The organism is Nocardiopsis sp. N85 (assembly GCF_028882275.1).
GTDB classification, from domain to species: Bacteria; Actinomycetota; Actinomycetes; order Streptosporangiales; family Streptosporangiaceae; genus Nocardiopsis; species Nocardiopsis lambiniae.
On the sequence record NZ_JARBUT010000003.1, the window covers coordinates 193,345 to 219,198 of the forward strand.

Annotated in this window: 27 protein-coding genes and 2 tRNA genes; 13 read left to right on the forward strand and 16 right to left on the reverse strand. The window is 70.8% G+C overall.

Annotated elements, in window-relative coordinates:
* Positions 1–19 precede the first annotated feature (19 nt).
* Positions 20–1,234 carry an amidohydrolase gene (locus PWG71_RS06585; RefSeq protein WP_274808635.1) on the reverse strand — a complete coding sequence of 405 codons (1,215 nt, stop codon included), beginning with the start codon at positions 1,232–1,234 and terminating at the stop codon, positions 20–22.
* A 66-nt stretch (positions 1,235–1,300) separates the two neighbouring features.
* Positions 1,301–2,119 (reverse strand): helix-turn-helix domain-containing protein, encoded by an 819-nt coding sequence (locus PWG71_RS06590; protein ID WP_274808636.1) that lies wholly within the window; start codon positions 2,117–2,119, stop codon positions 1,301–1,303.
* 193 nt (positions 2,120–2,312) lie between these two features.
* Here PWG71_RS06590 and PWG71_RS06595 point away from each other — a divergent pair, with 193 nt between their 5' ends.
* The gene (locus PWG71_RS06595; RefSeq protein ID WP_342455941.1) at positions 2,313–2,693 is read left to right on the forward strand and encodes a PLDc N-terminal domain-containing protein; all 381 of its coding nucleotides are present in this window, start codon (positions 2,313–2,315) and stop codon (positions 2,691–2,693) included.
* Positions 2,694–2,771: 78 nt separating this feature from the next.
* A complete protein-coding gene (locus PWG71_RS06600; protein WP_274808637.1) occupies positions 2,772–3,434 on the forward strand; it encodes a peptidylprolyl isomerase in 663 nt (220 codons plus the stop codon).
* 26 nt (positions 3,435–3,460) lie between these two features.
* On the opposite strand, the gene PWG71_RS06605 is transcribed toward PWG71_RS06600, so the two are convergent.
* Positions 3,461–4,636 carry a cysteine desulfurase family protein gene (locus PWG71_RS06605; RefSeq protein ID WP_274808638.1) on the reverse strand — a complete coding sequence of 392 codons (1,176 nt, stop codon included), beginning with the start codon at positions 4,634–4,636 and terminating at the stop codon, positions 3,461–3,463.
* A gap of 49 nt (positions 4,637–4,685) precedes the next feature.
* Between PWG71_RS06605 and aroA the strand changes: the two genes are divergently transcribed.
* Together aroA and rsgA are read left to right on the forward strand one after the other, a co-directional pair.
* Positions 4,686–5,963, forward strand: a complete 1,278-nt coding sequence (gene aroA / locus PWG71_RS06610; RefSeq protein WP_274808639.1) for a 3-phosphoshikimate 1-carboxyvinyltransferase — start codon at positions 4,686–4,688, stop codon at positions 5,961–5,963.
* The gene (rsgA, locus tag PWG71_RS06615; protein WP_274808640.1) at positions 5,960–6,976 is read left to right on the forward strand and encodes a ribosome small subunit-dependent GTPase A; all 1,017 of its coding nucleotides are present in this window, start codon (positions 5,960–5,962) and stop codon (positions 6,974–6,976) included. Before aroA ends, rsgA begins: the two co-directional genes overlap by 4 nt.
* Positions 6,977–7,018: 42 nt before the next feature.
* On the opposite strand, the gene PWG71_RS06620 is transcribed toward rsgA, so the two are convergent.
* The gene (locus tag PWG71_RS06620) at positions 7,019–7,438 is read right to left on the reverse strand and encodes a winged helix-turn-helix transcriptional regulator (protein ID WP_274808641.1); all 420 of its coding nucleotides are present in this window, start codon (positions 7,436–7,438) and stop codon (positions 7,019–7,021) included.
* A gap of 91 nt (positions 7,439–7,529) precedes the next feature.
* Here PWG71_RS06620 and PWG71_RS06625 point away from each other — a divergent pair, with 91 nt between their 5' ends.
* The gene (locus PWG71_RS06625; RefSeq protein ID WP_274808642.1) at positions 7,530–8,423 is read left to right on the forward strand and encodes an NAD(P)-dependent oxidoreductase; all 894 of its coding nucleotides are present in this window, start codon (positions 7,530–7,532) and stop codon (positions 8,421–8,423) included.
* A gap of 7 nt (positions 8,424–8,430) precedes the next feature.
* On the opposite strand, the gene PWG71_RS06630 is transcribed toward PWG71_RS06625, so the two are convergent.
* Positions 8,431–8,706, reverse strand: coding sequence for a DUF2087 domain-containing protein (locus tag PWG71_RS06630; protein WP_274808643.1), 276 nt, complete (start codon positions 8,704–8,706; stop codon positions 8,431–8,433).
* Positions 8,703–9,281, reverse strand: a complete 579-nt coding sequence (locus PWG71_RS06635; RefSeq protein WP_274808644.1) for a TetR family transcriptional regulator — start codon at positions 9,279–9,281, stop codon at positions 8,703–8,705. Before PWG71_RS06635 ends, PWG71_RS06630 begins: the two co-directional genes overlap by 4 nt.
* Positions 9,282–9,417: 136 nt before the next feature.
* Between PWG71_RS06635 and hisN the strand changes: the two genes are divergently transcribed.
* From hisN to PWG71_RS06660, 5 genes are all read left to right on the forward strand, one after another.
* A complete protein-coding gene (hisN, locus tag PWG71_RS06640; RefSeq protein ID WP_274808645.1) occupies positions 9,418–10,224 on the forward strand; it encodes a histidinol-phosphatase in 807 nt (268 codons plus the stop codon).
* A 103-nt stretch (positions 10,225–10,327) separates the two neighbouring features.
* Positions 10,328–10,846: a hypothetical protein gene (locus tag PWG71_RS06645; protein ID WP_274808646.1), complete on the forward strand. Its 519-nt coding sequence runs from the start codon at positions 10,328–10,330 to the stop codon at positions 10,844–10,846.
* Positions 10,847–11,033: 187 nt separating this feature from the next.
* The gene (locus tag PWG71_RS06650) at positions 11,034–12,287 is read left to right on the forward strand and encodes an ABC transporter permease (protein WP_274808647.1); all 1,254 of its coding nucleotides are present in this window, start codon (positions 11,034–11,036) and stop codon (positions 12,285–12,287) included.
* Positions 12,288–12,296: 9 nt separating this feature from the next.
* Positions 12,297–13,334 (forward strand): HlyD family efflux transporter periplasmic adaptor subunit, encoded by a 1,038-nt coding sequence (locus PWG71_RS06655; protein ID WP_274808648.1) that lies wholly within the window; start codon positions 12,297–12,299, stop codon positions 13,332–13,334.
* The gene (locus PWG71_RS06660) at positions 13,335–14,054 is read left to right on the forward strand and encodes an ABC transporter ATP-binding protein (protein WP_274808649.1); all 720 of its coding nucleotides are present in this window, start codon (positions 13,335–13,337) and stop codon (positions 14,052–14,054) included.
* Between the two features lie 178 nt (positions 14,055–14,232).
* On the opposite strand, the gene PWG71_RS06665 is transcribed toward PWG71_RS06660, so the two are convergent.
* The 3 genes from PWG71_RS06665 to PWG71_RS06675 all read right to left on the reverse strand — a co-directional run bounded on the left by PWG71_RS06665 (position 14,233) and on the right by PWG71_RS06675 (position 17,694).
* Positions 14,233–14,306, reverse strand: a tRNA-Met gene (locus tag PWG71_RS06665).
* Positions 14,307–14,507: 201 nt separating this feature from the next.
* Positions 14,508–14,584 (reverse strand) — tRNA-Met (locus PWG71_RS06670).
* A gap of 113 nt (positions 14,585–14,697) precedes the next feature.
* Positions 14,698–17,694: a UPF0182 family membrane protein gene (locus tag PWG71_RS06675; RefSeq protein ID WP_274808650.1), complete on the reverse strand. Its 2,997-nt coding sequence runs from the start codon at positions 17,692–17,694 to the stop codon at positions 14,698–14,700.
* Between the two features lie 256 nt (positions 17,695–17,950).
* Between PWG71_RS06675 and PWG71_RS06680 the strand changes: the two genes are divergently transcribed.
* Positions 17,951–18,457 (forward strand): PPA1309 family protein, encoded by a 507-nt coding sequence (locus tag PWG71_RS06680; RefSeq protein ID WP_274808651.1) that lies wholly within the window; start codon positions 17,951–17,953, stop codon positions 18,455–18,457.
* A 106-nt stretch (positions 18,458–18,563) separates the two neighbouring features.
* Here the strand turns inward: PWG71_RS06680 and PWG71_RS06685 are convergent, their stop codons facing one another.
* From PWG71_RS06685 to PWG71_RS06695, 3 genes are all read right to left on the reverse strand, one after another.
* A complete protein-coding gene (locus tag PWG71_RS06685) occupies positions 18,564–19,625 on the reverse strand; it encodes a YlbL family protein (protein WP_274808652.1) in 1,062 nt (353 codons plus the stop codon).
* Between the two features lie 51 nt (positions 19,626–19,676).
* Positions 19,677–20,114 (reverse strand): molybdenum cofactor biosynthesis protein MoaE, encoded by a 438-nt coding sequence (locus PWG71_RS06690; RefSeq protein ID WP_274808653.1) that lies wholly within the window; start codon positions 20,112–20,114, stop codon positions 19,677–19,679.
* A gap of 97 nt (positions 20,115–20,211) precedes the next feature.
* The gene (locus PWG71_RS06695; protein ID WP_274808654.1) at positions 20,212–21,276 is read right to left on the reverse strand and encodes an NAD-dependent epimerase/dehydratase family protein; all 1,065 of its coding nucleotides are present in this window, start codon (positions 21,274–21,276) and stop codon (positions 20,212–20,214) included.
* A 123-nt stretch (positions 21,277–21,399) separates the two neighbouring features.
* Here PWG71_RS06695 and PWG71_RS06700 point away from each other — a divergent pair, with 123 nt between their 5' ends.
* A complete protein-coding gene (locus tag PWG71_RS06700) occupies positions 21,400–22,824 on the forward strand; it encodes a zinc-dependent metalloprotease (protein WP_274808655.1) in 1,425 nt (474 codons plus the stop codon).
* Positions 22,825–23,385 (forward strand): NUDIX hydrolase, encoded by a 561-nt coding sequence (locus PWG71_RS06705; protein WP_274808656.1) that lies wholly within the window; start codon positions 22,825–22,827, stop codon positions 23,383–23,385.
* A 280-nt stretch (positions 23,386–23,665) separates the two neighbouring features.
* Here the strand turns inward: PWG71_RS06705 and PWG71_RS06710 are convergent, their stop codons facing one another.
* The 4 genes from PWG71_RS06710 to PWG71_RS06725 all read right to left on the reverse strand — a co-directional run bounded on the left by PWG71_RS06710 (position 23,666) and on the right by PWG71_RS06725 (position 25,688).
* Positions 23,666–24,241 carry a M48 metallopeptidase family protein gene (locus tag PWG71_RS06710; RefSeq protein WP_274808657.1) on the reverse strand — a complete coding sequence of 192 codons (576 nt, stop codon included), beginning with the start codon at positions 24,239–24,241 and terminating at the stop codon, positions 23,666–23,668.
* A 345-nt stretch (positions 24,242–24,586) separates the two neighbouring features.
* Positions 24,587–24,748, reverse strand: coding sequence for a hypothetical protein (locus PWG71_RS06715; protein WP_274808658.1), 162 nt, complete (start codon positions 24,746–24,748; stop codon positions 24,587–24,589).
* Positions 24,749–24,811: 63 nt separating this feature from the next.
* Positions 24,812–25,090, reverse strand: a complete 279-nt coding sequence (locus PWG71_RS06720; protein WP_274808659.1) for a WhiB family transcriptional regulator — start codon at positions 25,088–25,090, stop codon at positions 24,812–24,814.
* Between the two features lie 202 nt (positions 25,091–25,292).
* Positions 25,293–25,688 carry a hypothetical protein gene (locus PWG71_RS06725; protein WP_274808660.1) on the reverse strand — a complete coding sequence of 132 codons (396 nt, stop codon included), beginning with the start codon at positions 25,686–25,688 and terminating at the stop codon, positions 25,293–25,295.
* Positions 25,689–25,854 lie beyond the last annotated feature (166 nt).

The following is a 25,854-nucleotide window of genomic DNA, read 5'->3' on the forward strand; positions in this document are numbered from 1 at the left end:
GTCCGGGCCCGGCCCCACCTCACGACTCGCGGTAATAGGCGTCGACGGCGACCCCGCAGCGGGCCTCGTAGTCGTAGGTGTAGACCTCGCGGCCCTCGATGAACACCCGTTCGGCGCGGCTCATCACGTCGAGCGGGTCGCCGGACCACACGACGACGTCGCCGTCCAGTCCCGGCTTGAGGGAGCCGACGCGGTCGGACAGGCCCATGATCTCGGCCGGGTTCACGGTGAGGGCGCGGATCGCCGACACCGGGTCCATGCCCTCCTTCACGCACAGGGTGGCCTGGTGGATCAGGAACTCGATGGGCACGACCGGATGGTCGGTGGTGAGGGCCACCTTCACCCCGGCCCGGTCCAGGATGCCCGGATTGGCCAGGGTCTTGTTGTTGACCTCGACCTTGGACCGGTTGGTCATCAGCGGACCGGTGATGACGGGGATGTTCCGGGCGGCCAGTTCGTCGGCCAGCAGGTGGCCCTCGGTGCAGTGGTTGACGATCAACCGGTACCCGAACTCGTCCGCCAGTCGGATGGCGGTGTGGATGTCGTCGGCCCGGTGGGTGTGCTGGCACCAGGGGAGCTCACCGTCCAGGACCCGGACCAGCACCTCCAGGGTGTTGTCCCGGTCGAAGGGCTTGTCCTCGGCCTCGGCCTGCGCCCGCTTGGCCTTGTAGTCCTGGGCCTTGGTGAAGGCGTCCCGGATGACGGCGGCCACGCCCTGGCGGGTGGAGGGCAGCTTGTCCTTGTTGCCGTAGACCCGCTTGGGGTTCTCGCCGAGCGCGCTCTTGACGCTGGCGGGCTGTTTGATGAGCCGGTCCTCGATACTGCGGCCCCAGCATTTGATGGCGACCGTCTGCCCGCCGATGGGGTTGCCCGATCCGGGCTTGACCACCGAGCTGGTGACGCCGCCGGACAGGGCGTCGACGAAGCCCCGGTCGGCGGGGTTGATGGCGTCCAGGGCGCGCATGCGGGCGCCGTTGGGGTCGGTCATCTCGTTGGTGTCGTCACCGGCCCAGCCGATGCCCTCCTCGTCGATGCCGATGTGCCCGTGGGCCTCGACGAAGCCGGGGAGGACCCACTTGCCGGAGGCGTCGACGACGGTGGCGCCCTCGGGAACGGTGACCCGGCCGTCCGGCCCGACCGCGGTGATCCTGCCGTCGGAGATGAGAACGGTGCCGCCGTCGATGGGGTCTCCCTCGACGGGTACGACGTATCCGGATGTGATCGCGATATCCATGGCCGGCAACCTAGCCCATGAGGGGACCCCACCCCAAGGCCCGCGGGCGGGAACGCGGCCCCGGGATCAGCCCTCGGGCCACCGCGCGGTGAGGACCTCCGAGTCGGGGGTGAGTTCCACGGTGACCTCCTCGATGGCGTCGCGGACCATGGAGCACCGCGTGACCTGCTCGGGGTCGGTGATCAGCTCACCGCCCTGGGCGGCGAAGGCGTACACGATGGGCGCCCGGTCCCCGTACTCCATGAGCCGGAAGGGGCCGCCCAGTTCCGGGTGCCGGGGCGACTTCTCGGGGATCATGCCCAACCGGACGATGCCCGCCGCCACCAGGTCGGCGAGGAAGTCGCGTTGGGCGTTGAGGACGTCGGCGCCGCCCTGGGGGCGGCGGAGCACGGTCTCGTTGAGGACCACGCGCAGCGAGGGCCCCTCGGGGCCGGTCATCGCGGCCCTCAGGGCCATCTCCTCCTCCACCATGGCCTCGACCTCGGTGTCGGAGAGGTCGAAGTAGCTGGGGCGCAGCACCGCCCACGAGTACTCTCGGGTGCGCAGGAAGGGCGGGATGACCACGGGTTGGGTCTCCCACACCTCCGGAGCGTGGACGGTGAGTTCGCGCAGGTCCCCGAACTCGTTGGGGAACGCCTCCGCCTGGAGGGCGACCGCCCAGGCGTCGACCAGCTGGTGGTCGGTTCCCAGCGCGGTGTCCACCCGTTCGACGAGGGAGCGGGCCGGCCGGCAGCGGGCGCTCTCCACCTCGCCGATCTTGTCGTCGCTCACCCCGACCGTGGCGGCGAGTTCGGCGCGCGAGAGTCCTTTGTCGGAGCGGGCCCGGAGGATCCGCTCGCCGAAGGGGAGCCATACCGCCGAGGGCAATACAGTGTTCACGCCCATCATCCTCTCCCGTCGCCCGGTGGGGCCGAACCTCCTTGGGATCGACACCGCACGGCCCCGTGGGTCGAGCCTCTCCCGGAGCGGGGTGCCCGGTCAAGCGACCGATGGAGTGCGGCGATCCGTGATAAGTCAGTACAAGGTCTGACAATGCCACCCGGCACGCCGAACGCTCCCCCGAAAACAGGAAGATCCCGTGGCCTACCTCTACCTGATGTTCTTCATCGTGGCGCTCGCCGTCTGGGTGTACGCGCTGTTCGACGTCATCGGATCCGATGCCGACGCCGTACGGCTGCTGCCCAAACCCGCCTGGGCGGTGATCGTCCTGCTGCTGCCCAAGCTGGGGGCGTTGCTGTGGTTCGCCCTGGGTCGGCCGCGGCGGGTCGAGGCCGGTCCCGTGCGTCCGCCCTCCCCCTTCCCCGAATACGACCACCCCAACCGGGCCCGGGGCGTGACCCCGGAGGACGACGAGGAATTCCTGCGCCGCTGCCGGGAGCGCGCCGAGGAACAGCGTCGCCGCGCGCGTGAGCAGGCCGAACGCCGCGAAGAGGACGGACCGGAGGAGACGCGGCCCTGACGGGGCGCGGGTGACGGGCGGGGACGGCGGGTCGGTAGCCTGAGTGGCGCCCCGCCGTCCCGTCCTGAGAGTGATCACATGCGCCTGTCCACCCTGACCACGACCCTCGTGACCGGAGTCCTCCTCCTCACGGCCACCGCCTGCGGCGACGACGGCACCGCCGCCGACCCGGGCGCCACGGACTCCGCCCCCGCACCGGACGGCGCCGAGGTCCCGGACGTGGACGTCAGCGACGTGGAGGGCGCCACCCTGCACACCGACCGCGGCGACATCACGGTGGACCTGTTGTCCGACGTCGCGCCGGTCACGGTCGCCAACTTCGTCGGGCTCGCCGAGGGCGCCGGACCGGCCAACCCGGTCACCGGGGCGCCGGAGTTCTACGACGGCACGATCTTCCACCGGGTCATCCCCGGCTTCATGATCCAGGGCGGGGACCCGGAGGGCGTCGGCACCGGCGGCCCCGGTTACCGGTTCCAGGACGAGGTCGGCACCGGCGAGACCTTCGACGAGCCGGGTGTGCTGGCCATGGCCAACTCCGGTCCGGGCACCAACGGTTCGCAGTTCTTCATCACGGTCGAGCCGACGCCGCACCTGGAGGACAAGCACACGATCTTCGGGTACGTCGCCGACGACGCGTCGATGGCCGTGGTCGAGGAGATCTCCACGGTGGCCACCGGTCCCAACGACAAACCAGCGGAGGACGTGGTGATCGAGTCGGTCACCGTCCACCGCGCCGGATAGCCGGGATCCTCGGCGGGTGACCGCCGCTACCCGCGCCGCCGCTTGGCCAGGGCGGCGCGGGAGCGTTCCACGGCCGGGCCGATCACCTCGACCAGGGCGTCGACGTCGGCCTCCGTGGAGGTGCGCCCCAGGGACAGACGCAGGCTGCTGGAGGCGGTGTCGGTGTCCGCGCCCATCGCCAGCAGCACGTGACTGGGCTGGGCGACCCCGGCCGAGCAGGCCGAGCCGGTGGAGCAGGAGACGCCCTTGGCGTCCAGGAGCATGAGGAGGGAGTCGCCCTCGCAGCCGGGGAACGACAGGTGCGCGATGCCCGGCAGCCGCCCGCGCGGGTCGCCGTTGACCACGACGTCGGGGACCACGGCGCGCACCCGCTCCTCCAGGGAGTCGCGCAGGCCCCTCAGGTGCCCCACGTGCTTCTCACGCTCGATGACCGCCAGGTGGACGGCGGTGGCCAGGCCGAGCACCAGCGGTGTGGCCAGGGTCCCCGAACGGATGTCGCGTTCCTGACCGCCACCGTGCAGGATCGGCACCGGGGTCAGTCCGCGCGCCAGCACGAGAGCCCCCGTGCCCACCGGACCGCCGAGTTTGTGCCCGCTGACCGTGAGGGCGCTCACCCCCGAGGCGGCGAAATCGATCGGTTCCACGCCCACCGCCTGCACGGCGTCGGTGTGGAAGGGGATGCCGTGCTCGGCGGCGACGGCGGCCAGTTCGACGATCGGCTGTACCGTGCCGACCTCGTTGTTGGCCCACATGACCGACACCACGGCGACGGAGTCGGGGTCGCGCTCGATCGCCTCGCGGAGGGTCTCCGGGCGTACCCGGCCCAGGGCGTCCACGGGCAGCGTCTCGTGGATCGCGCCCTGGTGCTCGGCCGTCCAGTGGGCGGGGTCCAGGGCGGCGTGGTGTTCGACCGCACTGGTGATGACGCGTCTTCGGCGCGGGTCCTCGGCGTTGCGCGACCAGTACAGGCCCTTGATCGCGATGTTGTCCGACTCGGTGCCGCCCGCCGTGAAGACCACCTCGTGCGGGGTGGACCCGAGGGCCTCGGCGACGCGTTCGCGGGATTCCTCGACCGTGCGACGGGCGGCGCGGCCGTGACCGTGCAGGGAGGACGGGTTGCCGAGGGCGCCGAGCCCGGCCGCCACGTCGGCGACCACCTCGGGGCGGACCTCGGTCGTGGCAGCGTGATCCAGATACACCATGGCCCACCAAGGATAAGCCTCAGGGAAGCACGACCGATAACCTTGGGGCATGCCCGAGCACACCGCAGCAGCACAGCACTGGCCCGCTCCCGTCGCCGACCGTCCGGTCCGCGCCCGACTCACCCTGCCCGGGTCCAAGTCGGTGACCAACCGCGCGCTCGTCCTGGCCGCGCTGTCGCAGACGCCGTGCCTGGTGCGCCGTCCCCTGAACAGCCGGGACAGCGAACTGATGGTGGGGGCGCTGCGGGCGCTGGGCACCGTCGTCGCCGAACGCGGCGACGACCTCGTGGTCACGCCCGCCCCTCTGCGCGGCCCGGCCTCGGTGGACGTCGGCAACGCGGGCACCGTGATGCGGTTCGTGCCCCCGGTGGCCGCGCTGGCCGCGGGCGACGTGCACTTCGACGGCGACCCCCGGGCCCGCGAACGGCCCGTCGGCGAGCTGTTGGCGGCCCTGCGCGCGTTGGGCGCCGCCATCGACGACACCGACGGCGCCCTGCCCATGACCGTGCGCGGGACCGGCCGGGTCCGGGGCGGCGACGTCGTCCTGGACGCCTCGGGCTCGTCCCAGTTCGTGTCGGCGCTCCTGCTGGCCGGCGCCCGGTTCGAGCGGGGTGTGCGGGTGCGTCACGAGGGCGCGCCGGTGCCCTCCCGCCCACACCTGGACATGACGGTGGAGATGCTGCGCGCCGCCGGGGTGACCGTGACGGTCGGCGATGACGTGTGGGCGGTGGAGCCGGGGCCGATCAAGGTCACCGAGATCACCGTGGAACCCGACCTGTCCAACGCGGCCCCGTTCCTGGCCGCCGCCCTGGTCACCGGCGGCGAGGTGACCATCGACGGCTGGCCGGAGCGCACCACCCAGCCGGGCGACCACCTGCGTTCGCTGTTCACCCGGATGGGCGGCGAGGTGGAGTGGGCCGACGGCGCCCTCACCCTGCGCGGCACCGGTCGGATCCTGGGTCTGGAGGCGGACCTGCGGGAGGTGGGCGAACTGACGCCCACCATCGCCGCGGTGGCCGCCCTGGCCTCGACGCCGTCCCGGCTGACCGGCATCGCGCACCTGCGTCGACACGAGACCGACCGCATCGCCGCGCTGGCCACCGAGATCAACCGGTTGGGCGGTGCCGTCGAGGAGCTGCCCGACGGCCTGATCATCGAGCCCCGGCCGCTGCGCGGCGGCGTCTTCCACTCCTACGACGATCACCGCATGGCCACCTCCGGCGCCGTCATCGGGCTCGCGGTGCCCGGGGTGGAGGTGGAGAACATCGCCACCACCCGCAAGACCCTGCCGGACTTCCCCGGTCTGTGGGCGGAGGCCCTGGCATGAGCGGTATCCGGGGCGGGGGACGCCACCTCGACGAGGACGACATCCGGGTGCGCGCCCGGGGCGGTTCGCGCCCCCGCACCCGCACCCGCCCCAAACACGAGAACGCGGTGGAGGGTCTGGTCACCGCCGTGGACCGGGGACGGTACCGCTGTCTGGTCGAGGGCAACCGGATCGTGGCGATGAAGGCCCGCGAACTCGGCCGCGGGTCGATCGTCGTGGGCGACCGGGTGGACGTGGTCGGCGACCTCTCGGGGCTCCCGGACACCCTGGCGCGCATCGTGCGGGTCAAGGAGCGCAGCTCGGTGCTGCGCCGTACCGCCGACGACACCGACCCGGTGGAGCGGATCATCGTGGCCAACGCGGACCGGCTGGCGATCGTGTGCGCCCTGGCCGACCCGGCCCCCCAGCCCCGGTTCGTGGACCGGTGCCTGGTGGCCGCCTACGACGCCGGGCTGACCCCGCTGCTGTGCCTGACCAAGGCCGACCTGGCGAGCCCCGACGAACTCCTCCAGGTGTACGCGCCGCTGGGCGTGCCCTACGAGGTGCTCAGTCCGGACGGAGACCTCACCGGGTTGACGGAACAGCTGGCCGGACGCACCACCGTGCTCGTCGGGTCCTCGGGCGTGGGCAAGTCGACCCTGTTCAACCGGCTCATCCCGGGCACCGACCGGGCGGTGGGCCACGTCAACGCGGTCACCGGCCGGGGACGGCACACCTCCACCTCGGCGGTCGCGCTGCCGTTCGAGGGCGGATGGCTGATCGACACCCCCGGGGTGCGCAGTTTCGGGCTGGCGCACATCTCCCCGGAGACCATCGTCGAGGGTTTCCCCGACCTGGCCGACCTCGCCTCGGACTGCCCTGCGGGATGCACCCACCAGGCCGACGCCGAGGACTGCGCCGTCGAGGCGGTCCTGGCGCGGGGCGGGGCCGACCCGGCGCGGGTGGCATCGCTGCGCAGGCTGCTGGCGAGCCGCGAGGGCGACGTCGAGGAGGAACACGAGCGGGAGCCCTGATCCCACCCGCTGCGGTACCTCCGCCCCACCCGCCCGCCGACCTCAGCGGACGGCCCGCGGCCTGCGCTCCTCCTCCCCCGGGACGTCCTCCTCCCCGGGATCCGGAGCCCCACCGGTGCCCCCGCCGGTGGGGCTCCGGCCGATGACGTGCCGTTCCCCCCAGTCGCCCAGGGGTTCCAGAGCCTCGTTGAGGGAGACGCCGAGCGGGGTCAGGGAGTACTCCACCCGGGGCGGAACCTCGTCGAAGTCCTCTCGACGGACGATCCCGTCCTCCTCCATCTCGCGCAGGTGGGCGGCGAGGACCTTCTCGGAGACGCCGTCCAGGGTGCGGCGCAGCCCACCGAACCGGTGAGGGCGCTCGCCCAGCGCCCACAGGATGACGATCTTCCACTTGCCGCCGATCACGTCCATGGCGGCGGAGGTCCCGCAGTGATACGCCCCCGGCCGACGAAGAGCCACCATGTTCCCCCTGCCTGCACGCTCACCCCAGGGTGAGCACCCACTTCGAAGTGCGTACTTGTGGGCGTTCCCGCCCGGCGCGAGCCTAGTCGACATGACAGACAACACCCTTGACCCGACCCGCGTCGTCCTGCTCGGACTGGGCGACATGGGCGCCGCGTTCGGCCGTGCCTGGCTCGCCGCCGGCCGCCCCGTCACCGCCTGGAACCGCACCGCGTCCCGTGCCGAGCCCCTGGCCGCCGCGGGCGCCGACGTGGCCGCCGATCCGGCCGCGGCGGTGGCCGCCGGGCGGCTCATCGTCACCTGCCTGCTCGACGACGCCTCCGTCGGCTCCGTGCTGGAAGGGGTGGACCTGACCGGCAAGGACCTGGTGGACATCACCACCGGCACCCCGGAGGAGGCACGCGCCCGCGCGAAGTGGGCCACCGCGCGCGGAGCCCGGTTCGTCAGCGGCGGGATCATGGCCGTCCCGCCGATGGTGGGCGTCGCGGAGTCGGGCGCCTACACGTTCTACAGCGGCTCGACGGAGGCGTTCGCCGAGCACGAGAAGGCGCTGGCGGTGCCCACCGGCACCCGGTTCTCGGGGGAGGACCCGGGCCTGGCCGCCCTGTTGGACGTGGCCCTGCTCAGCGCCATGAACGGCATGTTCTCCGGTATCACGCACGCCTTCGCGCTGACCCGGAGCTCCGGGGTCCCGCTCGGAGAGGTCGCCGGGCTCCTTGAGGCCTGGGTGGGAGCGATGCTGTCGGACGCCGCCGGCGGGTTCGCCGGGCGGTTGGAGAGCGGCGACCTCACCACCGGAGTGGTCTCCAACCTGGCCATGCAGTCGCAGGGCTACGACACCCAGCTGCGCACCGCGGAGGAACAGGGGATGAGCACCGAACTGCTGCGCCCCTACGCCGCCCTCATGGAACGGCACGTCGCCGACGGGCACGGGGACCAGGACGGCGCCGGGCTGGTCGACCGGCTCCTGCGGGACCCGGCCTGAGCGGGGTTCACAGGTCGACGGTGCCGCCACAGCGCCAGTAATGGACGCGGTCGTGCTCCAGGAACCCCTCGTCCACCAGGCCCCGGCGCAGCGCCGGGACGTCGGCGCTGAACACGCCGATCACCTCGTTGACCCGGGCCTCGGTGTACCGGACGCCGGGTTCGAACGCCCGCGCCACCCGGTCGAGCAGGAGCAGTCGCGCGGGGCGGCGCACCGGGATGGACGTGATCCGTCCCTCCCGGATGTACGCCCGCAGCTCCTCACCCGCGTCCTCTCCGGTCAACGCCCCTCCCGGTGGCCGACCAGCAGCATTCCGTGCGTCACCGTCTCCACCCGGCGCGCCGCCTCGGCGGGATCGATGGGCTGGAGGGCGTAGGACACGGTGAGACGCACACCGACGTCGGCGACCGCCTCGGCCACGGCCGGATCGAGGTCGGGCCGGTTCTCGCGCAGGGAGGCCGCGATGCGGTCGCCGAGCACCCCGAGCAGGGGGCGGGAGCGGGTGGTCAGGACCGGCAGCAGTTCGCGGTCACCGGTGACCACCGCGTGCAGCAGCGGGTTGTCCCGAGCGGTGTCCAGGATGAGACGCGCGGTCCGGCTCACGGTGTGGGCCGGATCGCCGTGCTCGACGGCCAGGACCCGCATCACCCCGTCCAGCAGTGCGTTGACCTCGCGCACGACGACGGCCTGGAGCAGCCCCTCCTTGCTGCCGAACACGTTGTACAGGGTCTGGCGGGACACCTGGGCCGCGGCCGCGATGTCGGCCATGCGCCGCTCACCCCACCCCCCGGAGACGACCTCGGCGTAGGCGGCGTCCATCAGCCGTTCCCGGACCGGTCCGCCCTGTCTGGTATCCATTCCCCCATGGTCGCACCCGACCGCGTCGGCTCCCACCCCCGTGTTCGCCCCCGGAAGAGCCTTCTCGACGACACTCCGATCACTCGGGTGGAGCCCCTTGGCCATGTCCGCGCCCGGGAGGGTAGCGTTACCGCCCATGCTGTCCTTTGACGATGATCTGCGACTGGCCCACGTGCTCGCCGACGCTGCCGACGACATCGCGCTCAAGCGGTTCCGCGCGCTGGACCTGGTGGTCGACACCAAACCCGACCTGACCCCGGTGACCGAGGCCGACCGCCTGGTCGAGGAGACGCTCCGCGGTGTCCTGTCGCGTGCCCGTCCACGGGACGCCGTCGTGGGCGAGGAGTACGGCAAGACCGGCAACAGCAACCGCGTGTGGGTGATCGACCCGATCGACGGCACCAAGAACTACGTACGCGGCGTTCCGGTGTGGGCCACGCTCATCGCCCTGTTGGAGGGCGACCGGCCGGTGGTCGGCGTGGTCTCGGCCCCGGCGCTGTACCGCCGCTGGTGGGCCTCCCTGGGCGGCGGCGCGTGGCAGGGGCGGAGCCTGTCCAAGGCCTCGCGTTGCAGCGTGTCGAAGGTCTCCGAGCTGTCGGACGCCTCGCTGAGCTTCTCGTCCCTGACGGGTTGGGAGGAGCAGGGCCGGTTGGAGTCGTTCCTGGGCCTGACCCGGTCGGTGTGGCGCACCCGCGCCTACGGCGACTTCTGGTCGCACGTGATGGTCGCCGAGGGTGTGGTGGACATCGCCGCCGAACCGGAGCTGTCGCTGTGGGACGCCGCACCGCTGCCGATCATCCTGGAGGAGGCGGGCGGCCGGGCCACGAACCTGCGCGGTGAGGGATTCGTCGACGGCGGGCCGCTGGTGTGCACCAACGGCGTCCTGCACGATCGGGCGCTCACCTGGCTGAACGGGGGCCCGACGCCGCTGCGTCCGGTGTGAGTCGGCGTTCGGCGTCGGGGGACACCCCGAGATCCGGGTTCCGGACGCACTGATCGACACGATCGGCATCGGCCATAACACGGAGAGTAGTAGCGTGTCGTGTGTGCCGACGCTCACTCCTCTTTCAGGTCGCCTGGGTGCGACCGCCGTGCTGCTGCTCACCACCGTCGCCTGCGGCGGCGGCCACGGGTACACGCCCGACGAACTCGACGCGATGATCGCGGACTCCGTGCGCTCGTCCGACGCCGACGCCGTACCCACCGCCCCGCCCGAGACCGTCTTCGACCCCGGACTCCTCCTGTGCGTCCCGGCCGTGGACACCGCCGAGGTTCCGGGAGAGGGCGCCTGGCGCACCGAGGCACCGCGCGCGGACGTCGAGGAGGGCCCGGTCGCACTGGGGATCCTGCCGCCCGACGACGTCGACCCGGCTCCCGTGACCGTCACGGTCCGCACCCCGGACGGTGACGTCCACACCCTGGAAACGGACACGGTCCCCGGGGAGTGGTCTCATGTCCGTTATCCCGAGCTGGGAGAGGGCGGACCGCCTCCCGGCGTGTACACGGTGCTCTGGTCGGAGAGCACCACTGGAACCACCTTGACCTGCGATGGTTTCGAAGTGTGACGGCGAGCGGGACGACTCTCCGCCCAGGCCCCCTCGACGGGGCGCCGAAAAAACAAAAATCCCCCAGTGATCATGAACCGAAACCCCCGGGCTCCGCGATGATGTTCGTGAGGCACCGCCCCCGCGGGCCTTCACAACGCCGCCTTCGACGCGGCGTCACCCCACGCACACATTGGGAAGGGACCGTATGCTGCGTTCCCTCGTGGCCGGGATCCTGCTCGCCTTCGCCGGTTCCCGCGCCAACATCGCCAGGACCATCCTGTCCTGCGCCGGCATCGTCGTCGGTGTCGGTTCGCTGATCGCCGTGGTCACCGCCGGCGACTTCGGCCAACGTTTCGCCGTCTCCTACAGCGAGGCCAACGCCGGCCGCCCCGCCACCCTCAGCGTCGGGCTCTGGGGAGGCGAGGTCACCGACGTGGTGGCCTTCGAGGAGGACCTCCACCGCGCCGGCGGCCAGGACGTGTCGATCTACCACTCGATCGGGAACACCTCCATGCGCTCCGGCGACCAGGTCGTCCGCGACGTGGAGTTCCGGGCCGTGGACGCCACCCTGGGAGACATCCGCCGGATCAACATGACCGAGGGCCGCTGGTTCACGGAGGCCGATTCCCAGTCCCTGGCCCCGGTCATGGTGGTCAACCAGACCCTGGCCGCCGACCTCGGCGACGTCACGACCGTCCAGATCGGCACCGACCACTGGATGGACGTCCGCGTCGTCGGGGTCTCGCAGAGTTCGACCCTCGACTTCGGCTGGTACAGCGCCTACCTGCTGCGCGCGCCCGCCACCGAGGAGCTGATCTTCGGCGAGACCGTGGAGACCTCCGAGGACGGCGTCACCGCGCCCGTGTCCCTGAAGGACTTCGAGTACCTCGTCCGGATCGACCCCTCCGACACGGCGGCGGAGGACCCCTGGGGCACCGTCTTCTCCGATCGGATGATGTCGGCCTCCGAGCGTTGGGGTCCGGATCTGTCCGAGGGCTCCCTCACGAGTTATCGGGCGGACTACGCCGAGGAGGTCAACGAGCTGATCACCTACCTGTCGATCGGCCTCATCGGCATCGCCGCCATCACCCTCACCACCGGCCTGCTCGGCGTGCTCAACGTCGGCCTGGTCACCGTGCGCGAGCGCCGTCGCGAACTGGCCACCTACCGCGCGCTGGGCGCCACCCGCTTCACCCTGTTCGTCGCCGTGGTGATGGAGTCGGTCGTGGTGTCGCTGGTCGCGGGTGTCCTCGCCCTGCTCGGCTGCTGGGTCCTGGTCACCGCGGGCGGAATGATCGCGGCCTCGTTCATCGACCTGCCGCCCGATGTGGCCCTCACCATCCCCCTGACCGCCGTACTGGTCGGCCTGGGCAGTGCCGCCGGTGTCGGCCTGCTCGCCGGAGTCATCCCCGCCCTTCGGGCACTGCGCTCGTCCGTCGTCGCCGGACTGCGGGAATAGGAGACACACGTGAAGAAGTGGATCATCATCGGCGCGGCGGCGCTGCTGTTCGTCATCGCCATCGCCGGTTCCGGGTACTTCCTGATGTCCCGACTGGGCGGATCCTCCGGGGAGGAGTTCCTCTCCGACGGCGCCCTCGACGTGAACGGCGTCCCCCACCCCGTCGAGCTGGGCACGGTCGACTCGGTCATGGTGCTGGACGCCACCGTCCAGGCCGAGCCCGGCAGGAGCGTCAAGGCCAAGAAGGGCGGCCAGGTCGCCCACCTGTGGGTGACCGATGGCGCCGAGGTGGAGCAGGGCGCGCCCATCATCAACGTGAAGATCACCGAGGAGTCCGCCGCGGGCGGCGAGGGCGAGGAGGCGGCCGCTCCGGTGACCCGTGAGGTCAGCCTGTACGCGCCCGTCTCCGGCAAGGTGTCGGGTCTGGCCGACGTGGAGGTCGGCGACGTGCTGGAGCCCGGCGCGGTCGTGGCCTCCGTCGCACCGGACGTGTACCGGGCGGTCGCCACGATCCCCGCCAACGACCTGTACCGGTTCTACGAGGAGCCCAAGGACATCCTCCTGGAGATCAAGAACGGCCCGCCGCCCGCCCAGTGCGACTTCCTCTCCCTGGGAGCGGCCCGGGGCGACGGCGAGGAGCAGGAGAGCACCGACGAGTTCGACTTCTCGATGGAGGAGGGCGGCGGCGGTGGCGGTGGCGGCGGCGAACTGGCCTGCCGGGTCCCCTCCGACACGAAGGTGTTCGAGGGCGTCCAGGGGAAGCTCTCGATCAGCACCGGCAAGGCCGAGGACGTCATCGTCGTCCCGGTGACGTCGGTGCGCGGCACCACCGGCTCCGGTGAGGTGATCGTGATCGCCGAGGACGGCACCGAGGAGACCCGCGAGGTCGAGTTGGGCGTCTCCGACGGCTCGCTCATCGAGGTCGTCTCCGGCGTGGAGGTCGGCGAGCAGGTCATGGACCCGATCCCGCTCGACCCGCGCTTCGACGTCCCCGGTGCCGACGAAGGCGACGACGAGGACTACCTCCTCGAAGAGGAGGGGATGTAGATGTCCGTCGGCATGCCGTCCCCCCTGGCGCCGGAGGCCGTGCCGCCGTCGGCGCCGCTCCTGCGCGTGGAGGGTCTGACCCGGCACTTCATGGTGTCGGGGACCCGGATCGACGTGCTGCACGACTGCACGTTCGAGGTGCACCGGGGTGAGATCGTCGCGATCGTCGGCCAGTCCGGTTCGGGCAAGTCGACCCTGCTGAGCCTGCTCGGTCTGTTGGACAGGCCGAGCAGCGGGGAGTACGTGTTCGACGGGGTGAACACCAGCCGGTTGGGCGAGGGTCCCCGGTCGCGGCTGCGCGGCGAGGGCATCGGGTTCGTGTTCCAGCAGTTCCACCTGTTGGAGCGGCGGACGGCACTGGCCAACGTGGGTGTGCCCTTGGTGCTCGCCGGGCAACCGGCGCTGCGTCGCCGGTCGCGCTCCCGCGAGCTCTTGGAGGCGGTGGGGCTGGGGCACCGTCTCCACTCCAAGCCGCACCAGCTCTCCGGCGGTGAGCAGCAGCGTGTGGCCCTGGCGCGGGCGCTCAGTCGCGATCCCGCCCTGATCCTCGCCGACGAGCCCACGGGCGCCCTGGACGCCGACAGCAGCAAGATGATCATGGACCAGTTGCTGGAGCAGGCCCGGATCCGCGACTCGGCGGTGGTCGTGGTCACCCACGACCCGAAGGTCGCCGAGCGGGCCCACCGTGTGGTGGAGCTCGTGGAGGGCCGCACCCGCTGAGACCTCCGGGCGTCGTCGTCGCGTCCCCTCGCCCGACGGCGCCCGGAGCCCTCGCCCACCCGACCGATCCCGGATCGTGGGCGTGACGGTGGGGCCGCGATAACGGCGGAGGAGAATCCGCTTCTCCCGGAAAAGACTCGGGCCCGGAAATCCATTGGATTTCCGGGCCCGATTTCAGTAGCGGGGACAGGATTTGAACCTGCGACCTCTGGGTTATGAGCCCAGCGAGCTACCGAACTGCTCCACCCCGCGTCGTTGATCTCTACTTTAGAGGCTTTTCCTCCGGGCCGCAAATCGTTTCCCGTGAGGGGAACGATCGAGATCGGGCCTGATCATCCGGCTACGAACTCCGGATCGGGGATGTTCGCGAAGAACATCTTCCCCCCGGCCCGTTCACAGGGAATGAACCGGGGAAAACACCGGACCCGGGAAATACATCCCGGGTCCGGGCCTTGGTAGCGGGGACAGGATTTGAACCTGCGACCTCTGGGTTATGAGCCCAGCGAGCTACCGAACTGCTCCACCCCGCGTCGTTGTGTCTTCAGAGTAGCGTGCCCTGGACGGGAACGCGAATCGGCGCGATACGAACGGGGCGGGACCCTTGCGGATCCCGCCCCGTGGAGTGCCGTGTGCCGGCGAACGGCTAGTCGCCGCCCTCCTGCTCGGCGAGGGCCTCCTCGATGGCCTCAAGGGCCTCACGGAGGCGCTCGTCGGCCTCCTCCTGGCCTTCGCGCGACTCCTCCCAGGCCTCGACCGCCTCGTTCAAGGCGTCGGTGAGGTCCTGGTCGCCGCCGGAGCCGGCCTCGGACTCGGGGGCCTCCTCCTCGGGAGCCTCCTCCTCACCCTCCGGTTCGGCCGGCGGCGCGGCGGCGCCGTCGAACAGGTTGCTCAGCGCGTCGGGGAGGTTGCTGCCGATGGCGACCTCCTCACCGAAGCCCACCATCACCTGCTGCAACAGCGGGAAGGAGGCGGCACCGCCGCCGCCCGCCTGCACGTACAGCGGCTCGACGTAGAGCAGACCGCCCGCGAACGGCAGGGTGAGCAGGTTGCCCCGGGTCACCTCGGCGTTGGACTGCTCCAGTGGGAGCAGCACCTCGCGGACGTTGGCGTCGGCGTCGAAGGCGTTCTGGACCTGCCCCGGACCGAAGATGACCGTGCTGCGCGGCAGTTCCAGCAGCTTCAGCTGTCCGTAGTCGTCGGAGCGCGGGTCGCTGTTGACCGCCATGAAGGCCGCCAGGTTCTCACGGCCCCGGGGCACGTAGGTGGTGGTCAGCGAGAAGCTGGCCTCCTCGTCGCCCGGGTAGTGGATGGTCTGGCGGTAGGGCGACTCGGGCCGGTCCGTGGCGCCGGTCGGGTCGTTGGGCACCGCCCAGAAGTCCTGACCGCCGTAGTAGGCCGCGGCGTTCGTGACGTGGTACTCGCGCATGATCTCGCGCTGCACCTTGAACAGGTCGTCCGGGTAGCGCAGGTGGTCGATGAGCTGGTCGCTCATCTCGTCCCTGTCCTCGATGACGCCGGGGAAGGCGCTCATCCACGTCTTGAGGACCGGGTCCTCCTCGTCCCAGGCGTACAGCGTGACCGTGCCGTCGTAGGCGTCCACGGTGGCCTTGACCGAGTTGCGGATGTAGTTGACCTGGTTGCCGGGCAGCGCGCCGACCGGCTGGAGCGTCCCGTCCGTGAAGGTGTCGGTGACCGCCTGGGTGAAGTCGATCCGGTTGGCGTACGGGTAACCGTCGGACGTGGTGTAGGCGTCGACGATCCACACGATCTTGCCGTCGACGATCGCCGGGTAGGGGCGGCTGTCCACGGTGAGGAACGGGGCGACCTTCTCGACCCGGTCCAGCGGGTCCCGCTCGTAGAGGATGCGCGAGTCACCGGTGATCGCGCTGTTGAGCAGGATGTTGGGTTCCTGGTACTTGATCGCGTACAGGATCCGCTCGAAGAACGAGTCCAGTTGCACGCCGCCGCTGCCGTCGTAACGGTTGTAGGCCTGCGAGCCGCTGGAGCCGGCGGCACCGCTGTCATCATCGGTGGCCTCCTCGCCCTCGGCGGGGGCCTCCTCGTCGGTGGTCTCGGTGTCGGCGTCGGCCGGAGCCTGGGCGTCGTCCGGACTGGGGCCGACCTCCGGCTCGACCGCGTCCTCCGGAGTGGGGACGTCGGCGGTCTCGCCCTCTTCGTCGAGGGGGTAGTCGTACTCCTCCTCGGCCTGGACGATGACGTAGCCGGCGCCCTCGCGACCGTAGTAGACGCGCTCCTGGTAGTCGCCGACGACGTCGCTGAGCTCACCGCGCGGCGGGATGTTGTACTCGGTGAAGACCGGGCGGCCCTCGGCGTCGATCTGGGTGCCCGCTGCGGCCACGAACCCGTAACCGTGCGTGTAGATCAGGTGCCGGTTGAGCCAGTTGTCCTGGTCGGAGGGCGGACCGTCCAGCTCGCGGACGGCCACGATCGTGTCGATCAGGTTTCCGTCGGCGTCCGGGTAGCGGTCGACCTCCAGCACCTCCGGGAACTGGTAGAAGCCGCGGACCTGCTGCATCTGCTGGAAGGTCTGCGAGACCACGGACGGGTCCGCCAGACGGACGGTGGTGCCCTGGGCCTCTTGGACCAGTTCCTCGGCGCTCAGCTCGGTGGTGGCGTCGTAGGCGACCACGTCCGCGTCGTCGATGCCGTACGCCTCACGCGTGGACGCGATGTTGCGCTCGATGTAGGGGCTTTCCAGGCGCTGTTCGTTGGGGTTGACCTGGAAGCGCTGGACGATCTCCGGGTAGGCCGCGCCGACGATCACCGCGGACAGCACCAGCAGACCGAGGCTGGCCATGGGGACCATGGTGTTCTTGAAGTAGATGTTCGCGAAGAACAGCACGGCGCAGATCACCGAGATGACGGTGAGGATCGTCAGGGCGGTCTTGACGGCGTGCACGTCGGTGTACGAGGCACCGAAGGTGTAGCCGCGCTCGGAGAAGACCAGCCCGTAGCGGTCCAGCCAGTACGAACCGGAGCGCAGCAGCACGAACAATCCGAGCAGCACCGACAGGTGCACCCGGGCCGCGGGGGTGGCGCGTTGTCCGGTGTCGTTCTGAAGACGGACACCGCCGTACAGGTAGTGGACGATGACCGCCGCGATGAACGCCAGGATGACGGCGGCGTAGAGGTAGCCCAGCAGGATCCGTATGAACGGGTAGACGAACGCGTAGAACGCGACGTCCATCTGGAACTCGGGGTCGGTCACCCCGAAGTCGACGCCGTTGGCGAATTGCAGGTAGGACCGCCAGTCACCGCTGGCCGCGGCGCCGGAGAGGAGGGCCAGGGCGCCCACGGCGAGCCAGAAGAAGAGCTTGCGGTGCGGGTCGATGGACTGTCGGTAGCGGTCCAGGCCCTGCTGTTCCAGGCTCATCGGCCGGATACCGGGGCGGGCCCGGTAGGCGAAGAAGATGCTTGCGCCGACGATGACGGCCATCACCAGGGCGGCGACGGCGAACAGCAGCACCCGTGTCCAGAGTTCGGTCAGGAAGACCGAGGTGTAGCCGACGGACTGGAACCACATGTAGTCGGTCCAGAAGTTCGCGGCGAACATCAACCCCGCGATGATGACGACCACGGTCGCCGCGACTGGCGCGAGCAACCTTGATCGACGAGGCATGCGCGCAGGTGGTGCGCCGGGCGATCGGAAGCTCACGCCTCCCCCTCGTTATGGCTTGATAGGTGCGTTCGGTGCGCGTGCAGCGCCTTGTTAACGGAGAACTTCACTTGGGCCCTTCGGAGTTCCCGAAATCCGTCCTTCGGGGGTGACAAGGTCGCATCGTTGGTGTATCGGCGAGGCAACCCGCTGGTGCCTTTGTGACCCTACTGTCCGCGAACGGGAGCGGCGAGGTTCCCACATCGGCCACTATGGAAACGTGTCGAACATTCGCGAAGCCGTCATGGACCTCGAACGCCACGCAGCCGAGCAGGGGTGGGACCGACCGCTGGGGCTGTACGCCCTGGTGCCGACGGTCGACCTGCTGGCCGCCGAACCCGCCCTCGCCGAGATGCTGGGCGTCACCGGCGCTCCGGATCCGAAGGAGTTGACGCCGGTCGAGCAGGATCCGCTCCCCACCGACCTGCCGTTGGAGGAGGCGCTGGGCCGCATCATGTGGCCGGACGGGGTGGCCGGCTGCGCGCTGGTCATGGAGCGGCTGGTGGTGAAGGGCTCCGACGAGACCCTGGCCCCCGGTGAGGACGCCACGGCGGACGGCCGGGAGACCGAGGAGATCCGCATGGTCGCGGGCGTGCTGCGGGACGGCGCCCGGCACTGCGCGATGCGCATGCGCAGCCACGACGACGAGAAGTCGGTGCTCAACGGCACCGACCTGATCCCGGCGCTGACCTCCGCGCTGGCCCTCACCCTCGACCTGGACGGCTGAGCCCGTCGGTCGCCCCCGTCACCCACGCCCCTCGGTGGACGGACCGCGGGCCGACGGCGCCTCGCCGTGGCGGACGGACCGGTGGCGGGGGCCTCCCCCGCCGCCGCTATTCGCAGCGGGTCAGCTCGCCCTCACCGGTGCGGATGGTCTCCAGTGCCTCCACCGCGTCGGTGAGGGTCTCGACCCTCACGACCTCCAGTTCGCCGTAGGCGGCGGACTCGAAGACCTGGGAGCAGCTGTCGGCGGCGACGAAGAAGTAGCCGGCGCCGGCCCGTTGGGCGCTCACCATCTTCTGCTGGATGCCGCTCACCCCGCCGATCTCGCCGGCGGAGGTGATGGTGCCCGAACCGGCGATGGAGGCACCGCCGGTGAGCCCCTCCTCGCTGAGGCGGTCCATGATGCCCAGGGCGAACATCATGCCCGCGCTGGGGCCGCCGATGTCGCCCACGGTGATGTCGACCTCGATGGGGAAGTCCATCTCGTCGGAGATGAGGACGCCCACGGCGGCTTGGCCCTCCTCGCCCGGTTCGGAGACCATCTCCACCTCGATCTCCTCGCCGTCCCGGTCCAGGGTCAGGACGACGGGCTCCCCGGGTTCGCGCGAACCCACGCGCTCCACGACGAGGGCGGTGCCGACGACGGTGCCGGGTTCGCCCTCGGAACGCGTCAGGACCTTCTCGCCGTCGACGGCGAGGATGACGTCACCGGGCTCGACCAGCCCGTCGGCGGGCATGCCCTCGACGGTGTCGCCGACCACGGGGATCGCGTCGTAGCCGAGGCCGAGCTGGTTGAGGGCCGCGGCGGTGGCGCTGGTCTGGGAGTCGTTCATCTGGACGGTCTGCCGCTCGCTGACCTCCTCGGGGCTGCGTCCGGCGGGGAACAGCAGTTCCTCCGGAAGGACCGCCTCCGTCGGTGACAACCAGGCGCGGACGACCGTGAGGAAGTCGAGTCGGCGCTGGGGGCCACCGGCGTACTGCACCGTGACCATCGACAGCGAGCCCTCGTGCTCGTAGTGGTCCGCCCCGTCGATCCGGATGACCGGGCCCTCGTCGGTCCGGCCCACCGTGTCGAGGGTGATGCCCGGACCGGCCACCAGATAGGGCATCGGAAGGTAGCGGCTGCCGACCCCGAGCCCGACGAGAAGGGCGAGGGCGACAACAAGGGTCATGACACGACGAACCATGCTGCACACCTTATTGCCGTCGGTGTACGGGGCGCGTCAGGGCGTCCCCACCCACTCCTCGTCCCCGTCGGAGAAGGCCTGGTGCTTCCAGATGGGCACCTGTGCCTTGAGGTCGTCGATCAGCCGCCGACAGGCGGCGAAGGCCTCCTCGCGGTGTTCGGCGGAGGCCGCGACGACGACGGCGAGGTCGCCGATCTCCAGGTCGCCGACGCGGTGGACGGCGGCCAGCCGGACCACCGGCCGGCCGGGGACCGAGGTGTCGGCGAGCACCTTCTCCATCACCGAGCGCAGCATGGCCTCGACGGTGGGGTGCGCGGAGTAGCCCAGGCGGGCCACGTCACGGCCGTGGTCGTGATCGCGGACGGTGCCGATGAAGACGGCGGTACCGCCGGCGCGGGGGTCGGTGACGGCCGCCAGGACCTCGTCCACCGACAGAGGGGTGTCGCGAACGGACGCGAGAGTGATCTGTTCCACGTTACGAAGGTACCAATCGTCCCGCCCCGCGCATCGGCGGTGGTCCGGGGCGGGCGGCGGGGCGCCCGCCCACGGGGCCGCGGTGACCGCGGACGGATCAACCGCCCTTGCGCTTGCGCAGGTGCCGGATGGTGACGGCCGCACCGATGGCCGCCGCGGTGGCGCCCGCGGCGCCGGCGGCGGTGACCGCGACCTCCTTGCGGCCGATGCTCCGGCCGACCAGGGCCGGCCCTCCCCTGGACTCGAGCAGGCCGCTCAGGGCGGCCCCGTTGTCGTAGGCGGGTTTCCACCCGGCCTCGCGCAGCACCGAGCAGTCGACCACGCACGGGTGGACCAGGAACTTCAGCTCCCCCTCGGCGGCCGGGGTGATCTTCGCCTGGTGCAGCCGGCGGATCGTGCCGAAGGCCAGGTTCGCGGGGACCTCGAAGTGCTTCATCCCGGCGATCTCCTCGACCTCCCCCTGGGTGAGGGAACCCTCGCCGCCCACCGCGATGACCCCCTCCGGGCCGTCCACCCCGCGCAGGGCGCAGAAGGCCAGCGCTCCGGCCAGGTCCTCGACGTGGCAGAACTGCCAGTGCTGTTCGCGGCCCTTGACGGTGAGCAGGCGCGGGGCCGAGAAGTGCCGGCTGAGCAGGGTGTCCAGGCCGGGGCCCACCAACGGCGCGGGGCGCACCACGGTGACGGTGAGGCCCGGGTGGGCGCGACGGGCGCGTTCGGCCAGCGCCTCGATCTCGGCGAAGTCGCCCATGAGGCCGTCGCCGCTGCCCGAGACACGGGGGGTGTTCTCCGGCAAGGGGACCGGGTTGTCCGGTGCCGCGCCGTAGACCATGGTGCTGGTGATGAGGAACACGCGAGGGACGCCCGCGGCGGCCGCGGCGGTCAGGACGGTCTGCGCGGCGCGGATGTTGTGCGCGCGCCGTCGGGCCGGTCTCGTGTCCGGGGAACGGTCGTCGGCGGTGTGCACCAGCACGTCGACGCCGCCCAGGCGGGAGACCAGGCCGGGGTCGCACACGTCGGCGATGCGCCAGGTGACACCGCGCAGGTCCGCGAACTCGTCGTCGATGGCGATGACCTCGCGGGGGACCGCGGAACCTTCCGCCCCGGCCAGGCGTTGCACGAGGAGCCGGCCGACCCCGGAGGCCGCACCGGTGACCGCGACCACCACCCCGGCCCCTCCGGACCGGCTGTGCTCTGGGCGAACCTGGTTGCTTTCGGTATTCACTCCGGGCGACTCCCAGCTAACGTGACAGTGGAGACCAAACCTAATCCTGCCTGAGGTCTGATTGTGAGCGACCTGCCTTTCGGTTTCAGCATGCCGAACGATCCCGATGACGAGTCCGGACGCCGCCCTGGCGGCTCCGGCTCGGGTGGTGCCGGCAGCGGCCGCCCGGGCGGAGGGGACTCCGGTACGCCGGACGGATTCCCGTTCGGCGATCCGCAGCAGATGGCGAACATGCTGCGGCAGTTCGCCGACATGATGTCGGCCCAACCCGCCCCCGGCGGTGACCGACCCGCTTCGGCGTCGGGCATCAACTGGGGCATGGCCAAGGACATAGCGCGACAGGTCGTCGCGCAGAAGGGCGACCCCAGTGTGCCGCCCGCCGACTACGCCAAGGTCCAGGAGGCCCTGCGCCTGGGCGACCTGTGGCTCGACCAGTCCACCGCGCTGCCCTCCGGGATCCAGTCGATCCAGGCGTGGAGCCGGTCGGAGTGGATCGAGAAGACCATGGACTCCTGGTCGCAGCTCTGCGACCCGTTGACCAGCAAGACCGTGAAATCCATGGGGCAGAGCCTGCCCGAGGAGATGCGGTCGATGGCCGGCCCCCTGCTCGGCATGATCCAGCAGATGGGCGGCATGATGGTCGGCCAGCAGGCCGGCCAGGCCGTCGGTGAGCTGTCCCAGGAGGTCGTCGGTACCGCCGACATCGGGCTGCCGCTGGCCGGCGAGGGCAACGCCGCGCTGCTGCCCCTGGGCGTGGAGAGGTTCAGCGAAGGACTGGAGATCCCCGACGACGAGGTGCGGCTGTACCTGGCCGCCCGCGAGGCGGCGGTGCACCGGCTCTACGCCCACGTGCCGTGGCTGCGTTCGCACGTGTTCCGACTGGTCGCCGAGTACGCCGACGGCATGTCGTTCGACGTCAGCGGCCTGGAGGACCGGCTCGGAGAGATCGATCTCACCGACCCCGAGGCGCTCCAGGAGGTGCTGGGCGGCGCAGGCGGCGGTCAGGGCCTGTTCCAGCCCGAGGACACCCCGCAGCAGAAGGCGGCGCTGAACCGGTTGGAGACCACTCTGGCCCTCATCGAGGGCTGGGTGGCGGTCGTGGTGTCGGGCGCGGTCGACGGGCGGTTGCCGCAGGCGAACGCCCTGGCCGAGGCGACCCGGCGCCGTCGGGCCACCGGCGGTCCCGCCGAGCACACCTTCGCGGCCCTGGTCGGGTTGGAGCTGCGGCCGCGTCGGCTGCGCGAGGCCTCCGCCCTGTGGGCGGCGCTGGAGGAGGCACGCGGGATCGACGGTCGCGACGCGGTCTGGCAGCACCCGGACCTGATGCCGACCGGCGAGGATCTGGACGACCCGGCCGCGTTCGTCAGCGGCGGCGCGTTCACCGACACCGACTTCGACATCTCGGCGCTCACCGACGAGGCGCCGGGCGTCGCGAAGGACGAGGGAGAGAAGGACCCGAAGAAGGACGAGCCGGGAGAGGACTCCTAGGTGTCGCTGCACGCCGACGCCCGGGCGGTGCTGTCCGCCTGGGCCGCGCCCGACGAGCACCAGGAGGGGTTGCGCCGCTCCTACGTGGACCACCTGGACGCCCACGCGGACGCGATGTGGCGTTCCTGCCTGCCCGGGCACATCACCGCCAGCTCGGCGGTCATCTCGGCCGAGGGCGATCGGGTGGTGCTGACCCTGCACCGCGTCCACCGGATGTGGTTGCAGACCGGGGGGCACTGCGAACCGCGGGACGCCACCCTGGGCGCGGCGGTGCTGCGCGAGGCGGTCGAGGAGTCCGGCATCGAGGATCTGACGCTGCTGCCGGAGCCGGTCAGGTTGGACCGTCACGCGGTGCCGTGCGGTGGGGGGAGTTTCCACCTGGACGTGCAGTACGCGGTGCTGGCGCCCCCGGGAGCGACGCCGGTGATCGACCCCGAGGAGTCGGCCGACCTGGGCTGGTTTCCGGTGGGGGCGCTGCCCGAGCCCACCGACGAGGTCACCCGTTCCCTGGTCCGGGCCGCGGTCGAGGCGGTCGCCGCCCATCGGGGTTCCGTGCGGTGAGCCCCTCCGGCGACCGCGACGGCCGCCCGGCCCCGTCGGCCGTCCAGCTCTCGTCGGGGGTCCTGGTCGTCGGCTGAGCGGTCCGGGCCCCGGTACGGGCCGACCCGCTCTTCCCGAGGGAGGGAGCGGAGTACGGCCGGTCCGTGGTCGAGCCCCTCGACGAGGGGACGGCGGGCTTCTCGGAGAGGTCCGTTCCGTCCGGTGCCGGCGCGGCGGGCACCGCCCCGGAGCGCGGGCCCGCGTCACGGGAGGACCGGGACCGGCTGCCGGGCGTGCCGGCTCACTCCTCTTCGAGGGCGACCTCGGTGGAGTCCAGCGTCTCCTCGTCGGGGACGAGTTCGGGGCCACAGGGTTCGGCGCGCGAACCGGCGCTGAACCCCTCCAGGTAGCCTCGGGCGCGCTCGGCCTTGGGATAACGGTGCACCAGTTCCCAGAACTCCCGGCCGTGATGCGGGATGAACAGGTGCGCGAGTTCGTGGATGAGGACGTAGTCGACGACCCATTCGGGCATGCCGGCGACGCGCCGGGAGATACGGATCGTGCGGGTGTCGGGGGTGCACGAACCCCACCGGGAATTCTGGTTGTCCACCCAGCGGACACTGTCGGGCAGCCGGGTTCCGTCCAGATAACGCCGGGCCAGTTCGACGGCCCGGTCGTGGAGTTCCTCGTCACCGGGGCGACGGCGTTCCTCGCGGGCTTCCAGTCGTTGCAGCATGCGGCCCACCCAGCGCTTTTCCTCTGCGCGGGAGAACGTCGCGGGCACGAGGACGACGGTGGTGTCCCCGTCCCTGTAAGCCGAGACCGTGCGTCGGCGGCGAGGACTGCGTCGGACCTCGATTTTGGTGTTCGAGGGCACGAACTTTACGGTAGCCGAGGAGAGCGCTCTCGAACAGGAGTGTGTTGTCCCGTTATGTCATTGATCTCACGGGGACGACCCGATCGGCGTCGATGTTCGGAAAACGCCACCCCGTCGAGCGTTCAGCGTTGACCTGGGGCATTCCAGCCTTCCCTTCGGGCCCTCTCGGAGGCCTCCGGAGAAGATCTCTTGATCATCCGTACATGAAAAAGAGACCGGACGGTGACCCCTTTCGTGGGGTCCCCGCCCGGTCCCGGACCGGTTCCGCGATGCGTCCGCCCTGTTCTCGACCCGGCTCATCGGGTGCGGTGATCACCCTCGGTGGCCACCATCCCGATCACCGGGTCAACAGAGACGTGACCACGCGATTTCCATGATCGCGTTCTCCGCACGACGCTGCTCCCGCTGGCGGGCGCGCATCTCTCGGGCGGTGAGTCGCCGCCCCTGGCGTTCGCGGGTCTCGATGTCCATCTCTTTGGCCACGGTCAAGATTTCCAGGATCATCATGTGTCTTCGTTCTCTCTGAGGTTCGTGTCGTGCGGTGGGGTGGTGTGCGTTCCGGCGCGGTGATCAGGCCGCGACCGGAGCCGGGTTCTTCCGGGGACGGCCGCGCGGACGCTTGCGCGCCACGATCTGACCGGCGACGAACAGCTGTCCGCCCCAGACGCCCCATGGTTCCTTGCGGTCCAGGGCGTCGGACAGGCACTGTTCGCGGACCGGGCAGGCGCCGCAGACGGCCTTCGCCGCCTCGACGTCGGCGGGGGCCTCGGCGAAGAACAGGTCGGGCTGTAGGCGGCAGGGGATTTCGGCCTCGCCCAACCAGGGCGTTTCCAGGACCGACGCGAGCATCGGTGCCCTCCAAGATCTTTGTTCGTCTCGTACAACGCGGTCGGTGTTCTCGGTTCACCGGAACCGGTCCGGTGTGGGACCTGACTTGCGATGCAGACGCCTGCTCTGCCTCCCTGGGGGAGATCGAGCGGACGAGGATACAAAGAAAGCCGCGGCCCCTAGATCGGGGTCCGCGGCCACGGGTCGAAACTCTCGACCTGTTCTACCAGGCCGGATTTCTCCGTGGACACTCCCCCGATGCGCCGTAACGACGCGGGGTTTCTTCGACGTGATCCGCCGTCAGTGCGCCTCGGTCACGGGCGCTCTCATTGCCGGTGGACACACCACTGCCGTGGGACTCGGGCTTGGCGGCGAGGATCACCTGGGCACCGGGACGGAGGCCGAAGCCTCCGAGACCTCCCTGGATCCCCTCACCGATACGGGTGCCCTGGAGAGCACCCTCGCTCCAGACCGAGCCGGCGCCGGTGAAGGCGCCGCAGGCGATGGCGCGCTCGCCGCGAAGGGCGAGGCCGCCGGACAGACCGCGCATGGCGGTGCCCGGAGCAGCGGTCAGCGACTGACGGGACTGCGCGACGAAGTTCGTGGTGACGTTCGTCATTGGATCGGGCACCTCCTTCAGAGTCGGGCGACGGGAATCTTTCACCCGCGCCGGTAGAACGGTCTTGGCGACGATGTACAGACTAGGGGCTGCCCACGAAAACAAGCAACCTATTTTCCACCTGCGAGAACGTCCGGATCCGGCCACGTTCCCGCGGTAATCCCCG

What these genes read in the sequence shown, in the direction of transcription:
- PWG71_RS06660 (WP_274808649.1), top strand. Translation starts at nt 13,335, where the DNA reads ATGTCCGTCGGCATGCCGTCCCCCCTGGCGCCGGAGGCCGTGCCGCCG.
- PWG71_RS06720 (WP_274808659.1), bottom strand. Translation starts at nt 25,090, where the DNA reads ATGCTCGCGTCGGTCCTGGAAACGCCCTGGTTGGGCGAGGCCGAAATC.
- PWG71_RS06605 (WP_274808638.1), bottom strand. Translation starts at nt 4,636, where the DNA reads ATGGTGTATCTGGATCACGCTGCCACGACCGAGGTCCGCCCCGAGGTG.
- PWG71_RS06635 (WP_274808644.1), bottom strand. Translation starts at nt 9,281, where the DNA reads ATGGATACCAGACAGGGCGGACCGGTCCGGGAACGGCTGATGGACGCC.
- PWG71_RS06675 (WP_274808650.1), bottom strand. Translation starts at nt 17,694, where the DNA reads ATGCCTCGTCGATCAAGGTTGCTCGCGCCAGTCGCGGCGACCGTGGTC.
- PWG71_RS06590 (WP_274808636.1), bottom strand. Translation starts at nt 2,119, where the DNA reads ATGGGCGTGAACACTGTATTGCCCTCGGCGGTATGGCTCCCCTTCGGC.
- rsgA (WP_274808640.1), top strand. Translation starts at nt 5,960, where the DNA reads ATGAGCGGTATCCGGGGCGGGGGACGCCACCTCGACGAGGACGACATC.
- PWG71_RS06600 (WP_274808637.1), top strand. Translation starts at nt 2,772, where the DNA reads ATGCGCCTGTCCACCCTGACCACGACCCTCGTGACCGGAGTCCTCCTC.
- PWG71_RS06715 (WP_274808658.1), bottom strand. Translation starts at nt 24,748, where the DNA reads ATGATGATCCTGGAAATCTTGACCGTGGCCAAAGAGATGGACATCGAG.
- PWG71_RS06585 (WP_274808635.1), bottom strand. Translation starts at nt 1,234, where the DNA reads ATGGATATCGCGATCACATCCGGATACGTCGTACCCGTCGAGGGAGAC.
- PWG71_RS06685 (WP_274808652.1), bottom strand. Translation starts at nt 19,625, where the DNA reads ATGACCCTTGTTGTCGCCCTCGCCCTTCTCGTCGGGCTCGGGGTCGGC.
- PWG71_RS06625 (WP_274808642.1), top strand. Translation starts at nt 7,530, where the DNA reads ATGACAGACAACACCCTTGACCCGACCCGCGTCGTCCTGCTCGGACTG.
- hisN (WP_274808645.1), top strand. Translation starts at nt 9,418, where the DNA reads ATGCTGTCCTTTGACGATGATCTGCGACTGGCCCACGTGCTCGCCGAC.
- aroA (WP_274808639.1), top strand. Translation starts at nt 4,686, where the DNA reads ATGCCCGAGCACACCGCAGCAGCACAGCACTGGCCCGCTCCCGTCGCC.
- PWG71_RS06725 (WP_274808660.1), bottom strand. Translation starts at nt 25,688, where the DNA reads ATGACGAACGTCACCACGAACTTCGTCGCGCAGTCCCGTCAGTCGCTG.
- PWG71_RS06650 (WP_274808647.1), top strand. Translation starts at nt 11,034, where the DNA reads ATGCTGCGTTCCCTCGTGGCCGGGATCCTGCTCGCCTTCGCCGGTTCC.
- PWG71_RS06620 (WP_274808641.1), bottom strand. Translation starts at nt 7,438, where the DNA reads ATGGTGGCTCTTCGTCGGCCGGGGGCGTATCACTGCGGGACCTCCGCC.